The sequence below is a fragment of the Clostridium simiarum genome, from assembly GCF_018919175.1.
GTDB classification, from domain to species: Bacteria; Bacillota; Clostridia; order Clostridiales; family Clostridiaceae; genus Clostridium_L; species Clostridium_L simiarum.
This window is the reverse complement of record NZ_JAHLQL010000001.1, coordinates 920,085-934,676: the sequence shown is the minus strand read 5'-3', so window position 1 is coordinate 934,676 and position 14,592 is coordinate 920,085. Positions and strand designations below refer to the sequence as shown.

Genomic DNA, 14,592 nt, shown 5'->3' with positions numbered 1-14,592 from the left:
TATGATATTCTCTAGAATATTATAATGTTACAAAAATTTTTAAAATAAAGAAGGAATACAATATTTTATGTCGAATATATAATGCTTTGTTGAAATTATGCATTAGGATAGGTGGGAATTTCATTGGCCATACCAGAAGAAATTATAGAAAGGATAAAGGACCAAAATGATATAGTAGATATTATATCAGAAAGTGTCAGATTAAGACGTGCAGGAAGAAATTATATTGGACTTTGCCCTTTTCATAATGAAAAAACACCTTCCTTTAGTGTCTCTGTGGATAAACAGATATACAAGTGCTTTGGTTGCGGAGAAGCAGGCAATGTAATTACCTTTGTTATGAAAAATAAAAATTTGTCTTATGTGGAAGCTTTGGAATATCTTGCAGAAAGGGCCAACATAAGTTTAGAACAAGGCCAAAATAAAAAAGGAAAAGATAAAAGAGAGGTTTTATATAAGATAAATACAGAGTCAGCTAGATTCTTCTTCAGTAATTTAAATAGAAACTCTACAGCAAAGGGGTATTTTTTAAGAAGAGGTATATCTGAAGCTACTATAAGAAGATTTGGGTTGGGTTATTCTTTAAACAGTTGGGATAGCCTTTTAAAATTCTTAAAAACTAAGGGATTTTCTCCTCAATTAATAAGTGAGGCAGGTCTTGCTATAGCTAAAGATAAAGGTGGATTTTATGATAGATTTAGGAACAGAGTTATGTTCCCAGTATTTGATCATAGAGGCAAAGTAATAGGTTTTGGTGGAAGAGTACTAGATGAATCTAAACCTAAATACCTTAACTCGCCAGAAACCTTGCTGTTTTCAAAGAGAACAAATCTTTATGGGCTTAATTTTGCTATAAAAGGTAATAATAGTAGAACCTTTGTTATAGTGGAAGGGTATATGGATTGTATATCATTACATCAAGTTGGAATAACTAATGTGGTGGCATCACTAGGCACAGCCCTTACAGTAAACCAGGCCAGATTATTAAAAAGATATGCAGATAAGGTTATAATATCTTATGATGCTGATTTAGCTGGACAAATGGCAACATTAAGAGGGCTTGATGTATTAAAAAGTGTTGGATTTGATGTAAGAGTTCTTACAGTACCTGATGGTAAAGATCCAGATGATTATGTTAAAAGTCATGGTAAGGAAGCTTTTTTAGCTTTAATGGATTCTGCTATTCCATTAATTGAATATAAATTAAATAAGGTAAAAGCAGGTAAAGATTTATCCAATGATACTCATTTAATTAAGTATGCAAAAGAAGTTACTGATGTAATAAGAGAGTTGGATCTTATTGAACAGGATGTTTATGTAAAAAAGATATCAGAAGAAACAGGTATAAAGGAGCAAGCTTTTTATGATCTTCTGAAGAGATATGTGAAAAAGGAACTGAATAATGATAGTAAGATGAATAGTCCAGAGAGTTTTGGACCAAAATTATATTTAGAACCAGCTTATTTAAAAGCTGAAAGAAGCTTATTGAAATTTATGATGGAAGATAAAGAAATATATGAATATATAAAAGAAAATGTTGAAAAAAATAGTCTTATAATAGATTCTCATAAAAAAATATTTGATTTGATATTAGACAGTGAAAATATCAAAGAAATGGATAGATATAAATATATTGAATCTAAATGCGATGATACTGAGAGCGCTAAAGAATGGATATTTATTCAGGAATTAAAACTTTTAGATGAAGATAGTGATAAAGTAAAACTCGTTAAAGATTATTTGGAAAATATTAAAATTTATAAGCTAGAGGAGTCGAAAAAAAGAATTATGATTAAGATGAAGGAATTAGAGTCAAGAGGAGATATAGAAGAATCTTTGAGATTGACTACAGAGCTTATGAGGCTTCAGAAAGAGACAGGGAGGGATTAGGTAATGGCGGAAGGAGGTAAGACAATGAAGGATAAAGGTGCAAAAATGGCCCTAGTAAAAAAACTTATAGAAAAGGGTAAAAGTGCAGGTACTTTAACTTACAAAGAGATAATGGATGAACTTGATGAAATAGATTTAAGCCCAGAGCAAATTGAGAAAATATATGAAGTTTTGGAGTCTATGGGAATAGATATTGTTGGGGACATGCAAGATGAGGTTGAAGAAGAAGAAGAGGATCTTGATTTATCTGTACCCGAAGGCATATCTATTGATGACCCTGTAAGAATGTATCTTAAAGAAATAGGTAAAGTTCCGCTTTTATCTTCTGAAGAAGAAATAGAGTTAGCAGAGAGGATAGAAGAGGGAGATCCAGTAGCAAAGAAAAAGTTAGCTGAGGCTAACCTTAGACTTGTAGTAAGTATTGCTAAAAGATATGTAGGTAGAGGTATGCTATTTCTAGATCTTATACAGGAAGGGAATCTAGGTCTTATTAAAGCAGTAGAAAAGTTTGACTATAGAAAAGGCTTTAAATTTAGTACCTATGCTACTTGGTGGATAAGGCAGGCTATTACTAGAGCTATTGCAGATCAAGCTAGAACTATAAGAATACCTGTACATATGGTAGAGACAATAAATAAATTAATCAGGGTAGAAAGACAACTACTTCAAGAGCTTGGAAGAGCACCACAGCCTGAGGAAATAGCTAATATAATGGATATGCCAGTAGATAAGGTAAGAGATATAATGAAAATAGCTCAAGAACCAGTATCTTTAGAAACTCCTATCGGAGAGGAAGAAGATAGTCATCTTGGAGACTTTATTCCAGATGATGAGGCACCAGCTCCAGCAGAAGCAGCCGCTTTCACCATGCTTAAAGAACAACTCATAAATGTATTAGATACTTTAACTCCAAGAGAGGAAAAAGTTTTAAGACTTAGATTTGGGTTAGACGATGGAAGAGCTAGAACCCTAGAAGAAGTAGGTAAGGAATTCAATGTTACAAGAGAAAGAATAAGACAGATTGAAGCAAAAGCTCTTAGGAAATTAAGGCATCCAAGCAGAAGTAAGAAATTAAAAGATTACTTAGATTAAGTATAAATAATTTAAATATTAAGCTTTGAATAATATTTAAAAAAGTCTTTGTTTAAAAGTCACTAGATTTTTGAACAAAGGCTTTTTAGTTTTCTAGTCAAAGGGATAAATATTTATGAAGGTTTCTATATTTTACATTGCAAAATATTCAAAACTTAGCTTTACTATGCTATAATAGCTCATAGAGGTGAGTTTATGGAAATCTACAAACCAGAAAAAGCAAAGGTATATGCTTATATACTATTGCTATTATTGCTGGGAAATGGTGCATTAGGTATTCTAATCTACTTTGCAAATACTTATATTGCACAATATATTTTTATTTTGGGGATGTTTGCGTTAAGCATTTATTGTATTTACTATCTTGCATTAGTAAAATCACTTAGTTATGAATTGGGGGAGGAGGATATTTCTATATCTTTTCTATTTGGGCTAAAAAAAATATTAATCCCCTATAAGGATATGGAATCTTATACAATAATAAAAGGTAAAATAGACGGTGTGAAATTATCTGGAATAGGGAATCATAGGTTTCATATTGGAAAGAGTTTTATAGAAAAAGTAGGTATTTCAAATACTTTTATTACTGATTCAAAAGGGATAATATATATAAAAGCACTAAATAGAATATATGGACTTTCTCCTAATAATTTTAATGAATTTATAAAAAAATTAGAAGAAAAGGGCATAGAAAACAAAGAGTTTTATGTGGAGTATAAAAAAAATATAGATATGTATAAGGAAAAGAAGTTTTTAGTACCATTGATAATGACAACTATTATTACATTTTTTATTATATTAAATCCATTCATTCTATATTTAAGTAACAGCTTACCAGCTAAAATGCCTTTGAATTTTAATATTTACTTTAAACCTACTCAATATGGCTCAGGTAAACAATTTGCCTTTAGACAAATGACTTATGGAGTATTTAATATGGTAATATTATTTTGTATGCATTATGCGTCATACTTTTATGCAAAGTACGACAAGAAATCCGCATATAAATACATGTATATACCTTTAATAATATCAATTTTATTTTTAATAATTCAGGTTAGAGTGATATTTATTTTTGCATAGACAAGGGAGAAGAAATGGAATTAAGTAATAGGTTAAATAAAATTATTAATTTATGTAGTAAATGTGAATCTATAATAGATGTAGGTACAGATCATGGATATGTACCAATAAAACTTATACAGCTTGGCATATGTAATTTTGCCATAGCTTCTGATATAAACAAAGGACCTGTAGAAAGAGCCTTAAATAATATAAAATCCTATGGGTTAGAGAGTAGAATACAATGTAGAAAAGGACCAGGATTAAACACAGTTAAAAAAAAAGAAGTTCAAGGTTCTATAATAGCAGGAATGGGAGGTAATCTCATTAGAGATATATTAATTGATAGCTTTGATAAGGTGAAAGAACTTCAATACATTGTGTTGCAACCTACCCAGAACCCAGAGATATTAAGAGAATATCTTTATAATAATAATTTTCAAATATTAGATGAAGAGTTGTGTAAAGATGAAGATATTTATTACCAAATAATTAAGGTAAGATATGATAATCAGTGTCATGGAATATATATTAAAGATCCAATTTATTATCATATAAGCCCTTTGTTAATAAATAAAAAACACCCTTTAATAAAGGAATATGTAGAGTTTAAAGTCCAAGAATTAGAAAAAATACTAATTTATTTAAAAGGTGATAGTAAAAATATACTAGAAAGAAAAGTGTTTTTAGAAGAATTTAAAAATAAGCTAGAGGAGTTGTTGAAATGCATATAACTGTAGAAGATATAATGGATTATATGGAGAATCTAGCTCCTAGTAGATTAAAAGAGAGTTATGATAATGTAGGCCTTATGGTAGGAGATAGATATCATAGGGTTAAAGCTGTTTTGTTTTGTTTAGACTGTACTCTAGAGGTTATAAAGGAGGCAAAGGATAAGAATGTAGATATGATAATATCTCATCACCCTTTAATTTTTAGAAAACCTTCATCTATAACCACAGACACACTACAGGGGAAGAAGATCATAGAGCTTATAAAAAATAATATAAATCTTTATAGTAGTCATACTAATTTAGATTCAGTAAAAAATGGAATGAATGATACCATGGTAGAGCTTTTAAATCTAGATATAAATAGTGTGAATATAATAGAGGAGTCTTTAACAAAAATACAGGGGGCTGGTATAGGAAGAATAATAGAACTTAAGAGCCCAATAAGAGCAGAAAAACTTTGCTCTGTAGTTAAAGAAAAATTTAATTTATCTTCTTTGAGATTTGCAGGGGAAGTAAATATGAATATAAATAAAATAGCAATGATAAATGGTAGTGGGCAAGATTATTTTGAAGCTGCAAGAAAGGCAGGGGCTCAATGTGTAATTACAGGAGATACAACCTATCATTATATAAGCGATTATAAAGAAATGGGTTTATTCTTAATAGACATAGGACATTTTAGTTCCGAATGGCCATTATTTAAAATAATAGGAAGAAATATAGAAAAATATTTAAAGTCACAGGATAGAGAAATAAAGGTTTATTACTCTCAGAGTGAACGTGAACCCTATGAAATATTTTAAATTTATAAATTAAATGCATAATTTATAAATATTTCCTTTGATTTTTATTGAGTAATATGATAGTATAGTTTTTGCGAGTAAGCCAAGCAATCGCTGCTGAGAATTTTCTCAGGAGAGGAAAGTCCGAGCTCCATAGGGCAGGGTGCTGGGTAACTCCCAGTGGAGGCGACTCTAAGGAAAGTGCAACAGAGATATACCGCCAGAATCATCTTTTGATGATTAGTTAGCTTTAAGCTACTGGTAAGGGTGGAAAGGCGAGGTAAGAGCTCACCAGCGCATTGGCGACTTTGCGGCTATGTAAACCCCATCTGGAGCAAGACCGAATAGGAAGGCAAAAGGAGCTGCTCGTTCCGCCTTCGGGTGTGTCGCTGGAGCTCATTGGTAACAATGGGCCTAGATAGATGATTGCTTAATACAGAACTCGGCTTATAGGTTTATCTCGCTATTGAAAACACTAGGTTTTACGCTTGGTGTTTTTTTATTTTGCCAGTCTTTTGCAACCACATATGTTTTTTAATTTTTTAGAATTTCCAATAGGAAGATTTGATTAATAAATTAGTAGAAGGTAATTCTTAGCATAGGCTAGGAGTTACCTTCTTTTTATTTGGAGAAATTTGTTTGAATATAGACTAATACATAAAATTTATAAGCATAGTTTTATTAATTTTATGCTATTATTTTTTTAGTCATCATCCCAATCACGGAATATATAGGGATAGAAAAATGGATAAAAAGGTCTTTGGTAATGGTAAAAATAAGGATAATATGGATGTCTACGTCTACGTCTTCTACGTCTGCGTCTTCTTTGTCTGTAATCTGGATCGAAATCTTCATAATCATCGAAATCTAAGTCTACATCTTCATAGTCATCCCTCATGCATTGATAACAAAACATTGGATAACTATATATGGGATAAGAGGTCATTGGGTAATTAGGATAATTCACATTTCGAGTTTCATAGTAATTTTCAATCATTTCATTATTCAGGTTAACTTTGTGGTCTAGATTGTTCATTAAAGTCCTCCATAAACTTATTACAATATTAAGATATGTATATGCATTACAAAATGTTACGTAAAATCAAATAATTTACATGAAAATAGCTTTGTTAATCAGAGTTTTTTATTTAATTTTTTAGTATTATCTTTCTCTATTTCTTTATTAATATGATTATAGATATTTCTAGATTTTTTAATATTTTTGGAGTTGTAATTTGAACATGACCATTTGTATAAATTAAATTGCTTTTAATATTAAAAATAATATCTTCTCAACATAAGCCACCTAATTTACCACACATTAAATCTACTTCCGAGGTTATTTTTAAAGCTATAAGGAGATAGACAAATTAGAACATAAAATAAGCATCCTAGAAAATTGGAAAGATAGAATAAGGCAAGACATAAAGAAAACTAATGTATTTTTAGAAGAAGAATCGAGGGGTATAACTTATGAGGAAAGAGTTCAAAGCTCTTCCACAGGATTCTATGCTGAAAAAGAGATGGTAAGGCAAATAGAAAAGCTAGAAAAGGAATTAAAATATATTATAATGTATTCTTTAAAGCTTAAGGCAAAAATAAGGGAAATAAAAAAAGAAATAGCAGATATAGAATATGCTATAAACTTATTAGGGAAAGAGTATAAAGATCTAGTAAGAATGAAATATAGAGATAAGAAGAGTTTTAAAGGTTTATATATAAGCAAAGGTGCTACATGTGACAGGAGAAATGAAACAGTAGAAGCTATAGCTAAGTTATTAAATGGTAGGTTATAGAGAGTAAGAAATAAAGGAGATAATAAATATATTGAAGATTTTAAAATTCACGCAAAAACTTTAAGCAGAATTAGTATAGGAGTAATTAGGCAAGAGTAAACTCCTTAGTAGAATAAATAAAGTATTTGGATTATATTTAGACTAGGAACTAGGTGTTTTTTAATCTTAGTAAAATTTTTCAAGAAAAATTTACTAAAATTTAAAGAAATATCGTAAAATGTGGTAAAATGAAGCAAATAAATACTTGAAATTACAAAATTAGAAGTTATATAATATATATGCAAGAATTACAAGGGGGACAAAAGAATGAAAAAGAAATTTAGTTTATTTTTAGTTTTTGTGTTAGCTCTGTTAACATGGGTGGGAGGTATTAATCCTCAGGAGGCTAACGCAACAGTAATTGACCATGAAATAGGCACTAAGAATTTAAATAACACTCCAGAAAATAGTGCTAAAATTGGAGAGCAAATTCTACAACCTGAAATAGGATGGAGAAGGTATGACGATGCCAACTCAAATATAACCAAAGGGGGAAATGCAGATACTTATAGTTATTATCCAGCATACAAAAATATGCTCACAAGATTAAATACTGCAGGGGCTTATGTAGAATTTAATTTCACAGGTACTAAGTTACGAGTAATTGGAACACGCTATTCAGGGTATTGTAAGACCGTAAAAATATTAATAGACAATGTTCCATATACGTTTAGCAGCGGAGGAAATGAACTATGGCAATGTTTACTATTTGAAATTAATGGATTAGAAGATTCAGAACATTTTGTGAAAATAATTAGAGAAGTTCCATACATTAATTATAATGACCAGATCCACATTGATGCATTTGATATAGATACTAATGGTCAACTAAAGCCATATAACGAAGATACAAGTTCAATAGTTCCAACAGCAGAAATATCTGTTAATAAAACATCTATGGATCTATTAGAAGGTAGTTCTGAGAAACTAACAGCTACAGTATTGCCAGAAGATGCAATAAACAAAAAAATTATTTGGACATCAAGTGATTCAAGTATAGCTACTATAGATGAAAATGGTAATGTTACAGCAGTAAAAGGTGGTCAGGCTGTTATTACTGCAACAGTTGAAGGTACTACCTTAACTGCTACTTGCAATGTAACTGTTACACCAATATCTAAAGATGAAACCATAACAGTAGAATCTGAACAAAGCAAATTAAGGGTAGGGCAAGAATTTACTACTGATATAGTTCTTCATAATGGTATTAACATATGTGCAGAAGATATAAAAATAGACTATAATAAAGACTTATTTGAATATGTAGGTTATGACGTTATTAATGGTCTAAGAGTAGTTAAAGAATTAAAGGATAGTAATACTGGAACTTTAAGATTTATAATTGCTAGTTTGGGTAAAGACAATGCAATTAATGGGGACAAGATTATACTTAAATTAAAGTTTAAAGCTAAAGCAGTAGGTACAGGAAAAGTAGATGTTGTTAGAGCACGTATAGCTGATAATGGAACTATGGAAAAAGATCTCTTATCAGAAAATTGTGGAGAGAAAGAATTTATAGTATCAACATATGACGTAAACAGGGATGGTGAATTTACTCTTTTGGATTTGGGTATTGATGCATGGTATTATGGATACAATGCAGAAAATACCGATACTAGTAAATATGATACTGACGTAGTTATTAATGGTAAAGTAGATGATGCTGACTTACTAGAAATAGTGGAGCAAATGATTAAGAATCCAAACTATGAACCAAATAATTAAATAAAATATTATATAAAGAGACACATAGAAATAATCTAGGTGTCTCTTTATATACTTGTTTAAGTTATTCTGAAGAAACAATTTAATTTGTTTCATGCTATATAAAATGTGCAAATGTGGAATAAAATGTAATCAGGAACTTACTTCCCTCCAGCAGTAAAAGCTTTAGAAATTCCTAAGAAAAATGGAGGAACAAGGACATTAGGTATACCAACTGCTGCTGAAATCATTATGAATAATGAGCGAAAAGCTTATATTGTAAAAGCTGATATAACTAAACATGAGGACGTAAAGAATATGTATGAATATATTAGAAGCAAAACAGATAGACTAGATATTTTAGTTAATAATGCAGGGGCAAACAGCATGAATTATATTAGTTATATGAAGGAAGAGGAATGGGATAAGGTTATTGATACGAATTTGAAAGGTGCTTTCCTGTGTTCAAAATATGCATCTAAGCTTATGATAGCATGCAATAAAGGTAATATAGTAAATATTTCGTCGGATTCTGCAATAACACCTGGTGTGAGACAGGTTAATTATGTAGCATCAAAATCTGGTTTGATTGCTATGACAAGATCAATGGCAAAGGAACTTGGCATCTTTGGTATTCGTGTTAACGCAGTTGCACCTGGACTTATTAAAACTGATCTAAACAATATGAGTAAAAATGAAATAGAAAGGGTAAAAAAATGATACCTTTGAATAGAATTGGAGAACCAAATGACGTGGCAAAAGTAATTACATTTTTGTGCTCAGAAATGGCTAATTATATATCTGGTCAAATTATCTAAGTCGATGGAGGACTAGCGCCATAATTAGTAAAAGTATTTCTATAATTATAAGTTTATGAGAAGAAATAATATATTTTTAGAGTAATTTATAGGTAAAGTAATTTTAAATTACGTATTGATTTTATTAGCACAAAACGAGGTTAAATAGCTAAATAAAACATGAATTCGTAGTCATTATATTAAAAATGATGATTAGAAACATAAAAGGAATTTATAAATAATTGAATGGAATCATAAAGGATAAGTAATTAAGCAAGAATAATAATGTGAGATAAGGAGATGGAAAAAATGGGTATTGTCTGCATGTCTGCTTCAAATATAAAGCACTCAAAAAATAATGGTACTTCAATAAAAGCATGCAAACTAGTGAAAAAAATAATAAATAAAAGAGGAGCAAACAGTACAGATGTTGAGATAATTTCACTTGTTGATTATGACCTTAAGCCTTGTATTGGATGCGGAGAATGTTTTTATAGTGATAAGTGTGCCTATGATAATAATTTTAATCATATTTATAGTACAATAGTAAAAGCAGATGCCTTATTCATTGTTTCTGCTCATTATGCTCCTATACCAGCAAAACTATCAATTTTTCTTGAAAAAATAGAGCAACTTGCATTTTTAAAGAGATTTAATGATGCAAATTATCGTTCTCCATTATTTGATAAACCAGTGGGGCTCATATGCCATGGTGGAGGTACTGAGGAATTAATAAAATATTATAAAAGCCTTGTTTTAGATCCAATTTATAATGCCTTATCATATCCAGTAGAGATGAAGATTATTGGAGTTAGCAAAGAGCAGCACAATGGAGTTGCTTTTCCTGTAAAAAGTATAAAAAAAATTGAAGAGTCAATATTCCCGGTACAAGAGTATGATTGGAATGATATAGAAAATAGATTAGAACCATTAGTAGATAATGTAATTAAACAAATAAAAATTAAGTAGGGATGTTTAAAATAATAAGATTAAGTTATAAGATAATTGTTGGAATAAATTACTTAGGCTTCTAACTTAGAAATCAATTTAAGTTAGAATTTTTTTCGTGTTACGAACAAGTTATATAATATGGAGTTAATCGGTGATTTTTGTATTAATTTTATATTTTGACTTGGAAGGAAAATTGAAGATATAAAGAATAACTAATTAAAATTAAGCGTAAAAGAATTAACGCCTAGTTTGTCAATAATACTTTTGCTAAAATAGCAGGAATAAAATTAAAAGGGGAACCTTTTAATGGCAAAGGATGCCCTATGATAATGCTTGTATTGAATTCTTTCATGCTTCGCTAGTAAATTTAGCCACATATTATGATTTTGATGCCGTTAAGCTTATATAGAATCTTGGTACAATAGAAAAAGACTTCACAGTAGCATTGGTTATGTAACTCCATAACAACTTGAAGGTACTTTAAAAAAACTGCATAAAAAATTCGAGTTTTTGTGTCTACTATATTGACTTAAATCCAAAATTATAAAGATACTGTAGGCGGAACATGGGTAGGAAAGTTTTATTCACTGTTAAAAATCACAGGGAATTGTAGGTTGGGAATATTGTTGTCTTATCATGGGTTAACTAGAAAAGAAAACAACTCATAATTTTTCAGCTTTAAAATTAGTATGGCAAATTAAATATATACCATACTAATAAAAAATAAATAATTTAAGTAAGTAAATATAATAGCACTATTAACTATAGTCCTAAAAGAGGCTTTTATTTTTATAAAATAATAGACACTTTTGTCAAAATGCTTGAATTAAATAATAAATAGTTTACAATTATAATTGTAAATATATATAAATTTAGAATAATAAAAGCAAAACTGCTGCATAAAAGGTAAAATAATATTGTTTTATGGTGGGGGTTAAAATGGAAGAGAAAATAACTGGAGTTAGTAATGACCAACAATCACAAAATTTAAAGTTTTGTAAATTCTGTGGTGAAAAAATTCATATGGATGCAGTTATATGTACCAAATGTGGAAGACAAGTTGAAGAGCTTAAGAGTACTTTGCAACCTAATATGGTAATAAATAACCATAATTCAAGTAAGAATACTAATGCCAATGTGAATGCAAATGCTAATATTAATAGTGGCATGGTAAGGCCTAAAAATAAAACGATTGCTATATTACTTTGCTTATTTTTAGGTTTTTTCGGTGCACATAAATTTTATGAAGGTAAAGTTGGAATGGGTGTATTATATTTCTTTACACTAGGATTATTTTTAATAGGTGTAGTAATAGATTTAATTGCTTTGTTGGGGAAACCATCTAGATATTATGTATAGAATAGTGTTTAAACAAAGGTAGCTCTTAAAAAATCTAGAAGCTACCTCGTTTTTATTATAAAATTAAATAAAAATATTAAGCCTTATTCTTAAACAATTTATATAGAGTTCCTAAAAGTGCTATTACAGTAACAGTTGAAAACCAATAGACATATTGTTGACTTTTGTATTTTCTAATGCAGTTTTAAGCTTTTTTTCTCCTGATTCATTGGCTGCATTTGTATTTGAATTACTTGGTAGAGTTTTGGGTGTTACAGAAGAACTTAATTATATGTACCAGTATTACGATTCCGGTGACCGCCATTAGCATCTGTCATCCCTAGATGAGCTGAAACAACATAAGTCAACATAATTAACAATAAGAATTTTAAATAATTGGTTCTTTTTAATAAGTTTTTCAAAAACAACCTGGGTTAATCTGAGGTTGTTTTTTTGTATATAGATTAAGAAGGAATTATCCAGATACATCCAACAATAAGAATAAGGTTGTATTGGGCAAGACTTTTTAGTATAATTTCAAGGGTGTACAGTGACAGTATAATAGTTATGGTAGCGAAAATGACTTTGCACCACTTTGACACTGTGGAAAAATATGTTGCATTCTTAAACTGTGATTATAAGCTTATTGTAGTATATTAAAATAAAGTAAGATATATTTTAATACTGGGTTTTTTGAATATAGAACTGGGCTTATAGGTTTATTTCGCTTAAAAGTGATTAAAACACTCACAGTAATGTGAGTGTTTTTTAGTATGGAGGCTTAATATGAAAAGACTTAAAGGTATGTTTAATAGGATAGTTGGATTGATATTTAGTGGAATAGGGATTTTTCTTCTGATAAATTTGTTAAAATCAAATTTATTAAAAGGAAATTATAGATATATAGCTATAGGCATGGTATGTATATTGATAATTAATGGAATTATATCTATTGCTACAGGAAAAAGATTAATAATCTTTGGGAGAAATAAAAGATTAAAACTTTCTTCTTCAGAAGAAGCTATGAGGAGAGCAGGAATAGAAGGGGAAAAGTCTGTGGCCTATGAATTAAGCTATTTAAATAAGAATAAATATGAAGTATATAATAGTTTAAAGTTGAGGTCTTTAGATAAGGTTCAACAATTTGATCACTTAGTAATAGGTGAAAATGGTGTATTTAATTTAGAAACCAAAAATCTTATTGGTAATATAATAATAGATGAACAAGGCAATTGGATGAGGGAAATAGCAGGTAAGGTAGAAGGTTATACAAATCCTTTAGGACAGGTTAAAAGACACCATAGGGTTTTAGAAGAAATAATAGGAGAAGGTTATCCTATTATTGATGTGGTAGTGTTAGCAAATAAAAATACCATTGTAAAGGGAAGCGAAAATTCTCCAATGTTTATAATAAAAGTAGATAGCATTACTTATTTTATTGAAGAATATAAGTGGGCTAAAAAGATATCTAAACATGAAGCAAATAAGATAAATAAGAAAATAAAGGCACATATAATTTAAATAGTTTTTTAAATAAAATGAATTATGATTATATTTCATTAGAAAAATATTCTTTGTAGGGTATAATAAGAGTATTCTATTTATGAGAATTTAATAAAATGGGGGATTAAAATGTTTGAACCAGTAAAAAATACAAGAGTTTATGAGAAGGTTGTAGAGCAAATAAAAGATATGATAATAAAGGGAACATTAAAAAAAGGAGATAAACTTCCCACAGAGAGAGAACTAGCTGAAAGGTTAGGGGTTAGTAGAACTTCTATAAGAGAGGCTATTAGAGCTTTAGAGGTTATAGGCTTAGTTGAAAGTAGGCAAGGATCCGGGAATTTTATAAGAGAAAGCTTTAAGGATATACTTTTAGAGCCCTTATCTATGATGTTCATATTAGAAAAGAGTAATCCAAAAGAAATATTAGAATTAAGAGAGGTATTGGAGCTTCAAACTGTGGTTTTAGCTTCTCACAATATAAATGAAGAAGAGATTGTTAAACTAAAAACATTGATAGAAGAGATGCTTAAATGTTCTGATGAAAATATAAGTGTGGAATTAGATAAAGAATTTCACTACACTATAGCAAAGGCATCTCATAATAGACTTATAATAAATGTATTAGAGGTGTTATCCTACCTTATAGATAAGTTTATAAAGGATTCTAGAAAGAATATACTGGCAGATAAGAGTAATAGAGAAAAGTTAAATCATAATCATGAAAACATATTTAAGGCGTTAGAATGTAGGGATAGTATTAAAGCTAGAATATCAATGGAGGAACATTTTAAACTTATTAAGGAAAATTTTACAGAGTAATTTGTTATAAATATAACTTTTCTAGATTTTTATGTAGCACTATGATAATATTTAATTAGAAATTGGTCATACCATATTACCA

At 29.5% G+C, this 14,592-nt stretch carries 15 protein-coding genes, 1 other RNA gene and 1 pseudogene; 15 read left to right on the top strand and 2 right to left on the bottom strand.

What is annotated here, in order from left to right; translation table 11 throughout:
• Positions 1-123: 123 nt before the first annotated feature.
• The 6 genes from dnaG (at position 124) to rnpB (ending at position 6,027) form a co-directional block, all read left to right on the top strand.
• Positions 124-1,890, top strand: coding sequence for a DNA primase (dnaG, locus tag KQI89_RS04480; RefSeq protein WP_216456074.1), 1,767 nt, complete (start codon positions 124-126; stop codon positions 1,888-1,890).
• 3 nt (positions 1,891-1,893) lie between these two features.
• The gene (rpoD, locus tag KQI89_RS04475; RefSeq protein ID WP_425514065.1) at positions 1,894-2,982 is read left to right on the top strand and encodes an RNA polymerase sigma factor RpoD; all 1,089 of its coding nucleotides are present in this window, start codon (positions 1,894-1,896) and stop codon (positions 2,980-2,982) included.
• 195 nt (positions 2,983-3,177) lie between these two features.
• Complete coding sequence (locus tag KQI89_RS04470; protein WP_216456073.1) at positions 3,178-4,065, top strand: PH domain-containing protein; 888 nt, start codon at positions 3,178-3,180, stop codon at positions 4,063-4,065.
• Between the two features lie 14 nt (positions 4,066-4,079).
• Complete coding sequence (locus KQI89_RS04465) at positions 4,080-4,778, top strand: tRNA (adenine(22)-N(1))-methyltransferase (protein WP_216456072.1); 699 nt, start codon at positions 4,080-4,082, stop codon at positions 4,776-4,778.
• A complete protein-coding gene (locus KQI89_RS04460) occupies positions 4,769-5,581 on the top strand; it encodes a Nif3-like dinuclear metal center hexameric protein (RefSeq protein ID WP_246582950.1) in 813 nt (270 codons plus the stop codon). Before KQI89_RS04465 ends, KQI89_RS04460 begins: the two co-directional genes overlap by 10 nt.
• Positions 5,582-5,655: 74 nt before the next feature.
• Positions 5,656-6,027, top strand: an RNA gene (gene rnpB, locus KQI89_RS04455) — RNase P RNA component class A.
• Between the two features lie 236 nt (positions 6,028-6,263).
• Here the strand turns inward: rnpB and KQI89_RS04450 are convergent.
• Positions 6,264-6,596, bottom strand: a complete 333-nt coding sequence (locus tag KQI89_RS04450) for a hypothetical protein (protein ID WP_216456071.1) — start codon at positions 6,594-6,596, stop codon at positions 6,264-6,266.
• Positions 6,597-7,083: 487 nt separating this feature from the next.
• Between KQI89_RS04450 and KQI89_RS04445 the strand changes: the two genes are divergently transcribed.
• The 7 genes and pseudogenes from KQI89_RS04445 (at position 7,084) to KQI89_RS04420 (ending at position 12,206) form a co-directional block, all read left to right on the top strand.
• A complete protein-coding gene (locus KQI89_RS04445) occupies positions 7,084-7,356 on the top strand; it encodes a hypothetical protein (protein ID WP_216456070.1) in 273 nt (90 codons plus the stop codon).
• A gap of 306 nt (positions 7,357-7,662) precedes the next feature.
• Positions 7,663-9,120, top strand: coding sequence for an Ig-like domain-containing protein (locus KQI89_RS04440; protein ID WP_216456069.1), 1,458 nt, complete (start codon positions 7,663-7,665; stop codon positions 9,118-9,120).
• 231 nt (positions 9,121-9,351) lie between these two features.
• Positions 9,352-9,819 carry an SDR family NAD(P)-dependent oxidoreductase gene (locus tag KQI89_RS04435; protein WP_216456068.1) on the top strand — a complete coding sequence of 156 codons (468 nt, stop codon included), beginning with the start codon at positions 9,352-9,354 and terminating at the stop codon, positions 9,817-9,819.
• Positions 9,816-9,917: an SDR family oxidoreductase gene (locus tag KQI89_RS18140; RefSeq protein WP_216456067.1), complete on the top strand. Its 102-nt coding sequence runs from the start codon at positions 9,816-9,818 to the stop codon at positions 9,915-9,917. Before KQI89_RS04435 ends, KQI89_RS18140 begins: the two co-directional genes overlap by 4 nt.
• Before the next feature lie 288 nt (positions 9,918-10,205).
• Positions 10,206-10,865: a flavodoxin family protein gene (locus KQI89_RS04425; protein ID WP_216456066.1), complete on the top strand. Its 660-nt coding sequence runs from the start codon at positions 10,206-10,208 to the stop codon at positions 10,863-10,865.
• Between the two features lie 301 nt (positions 10,866-11,166).
• Positions 11,167-11,312: pseudogene (locus tag KQI89_RS17580) on the top strand (integrase core domain-containing protein); the annotation flags it as partial.
• A 474-nt stretch (positions 11,313-11,786) separates the two neighbouring features.
• Positions 11,787-12,206 carry a TM2 domain-containing protein gene (locus KQI89_RS04420; protein WP_216456065.1) on the top strand — a complete coding sequence of 140 codons (420 nt, stop codon included), beginning with the start codon at positions 11,787-11,789 and terminating at the stop codon, positions 12,204-12,206.
• Between the two features lie 263 nt (positions 12,207-12,469).
• Here KQI89_RS04420 and KQI89_RS18135 read toward each other — a convergent pair whose 3' ends face one another.
• Positions 12,470-12,556 (bottom strand): YHYH domain-containing protein, encoded by an 87-nt coding sequence (locus KQI89_RS18135; RefSeq protein WP_425514075.1) that lies wholly within the window; start codon positions 12,554-12,556, stop codon positions 12,470-12,472.
• Between the two features lie 415 nt (positions 12,557-12,971).
• On the opposite strand from KQI89_RS18135, the gene KQI89_RS04410 reads away from it, so the two are divergent.
• Together KQI89_RS04410 and KQI89_RS04405 are read left to right on the top strand one after the other, a co-directional pair.
• Entirely contained in the window at positions 12,972-13,706 is a 735-nt protein-coding gene (locus KQI89_RS04410; RefSeq protein WP_216456063.1) for a nuclease-related domain-containing protein, read from the top strand.
• 111 nt (positions 13,707-13,817) lie between these two features.
• Positions 13,818-14,510, top strand: a complete 693-nt coding sequence (locus tag KQI89_RS04405) for a FadR/GntR family transcriptional regulator (RefSeq protein WP_216456062.1) — start codon at positions 13,818-13,820, stop codon at positions 14,508-14,510.
• Positions 14,511-14,592: the final 82 nt, after the last annotated feature.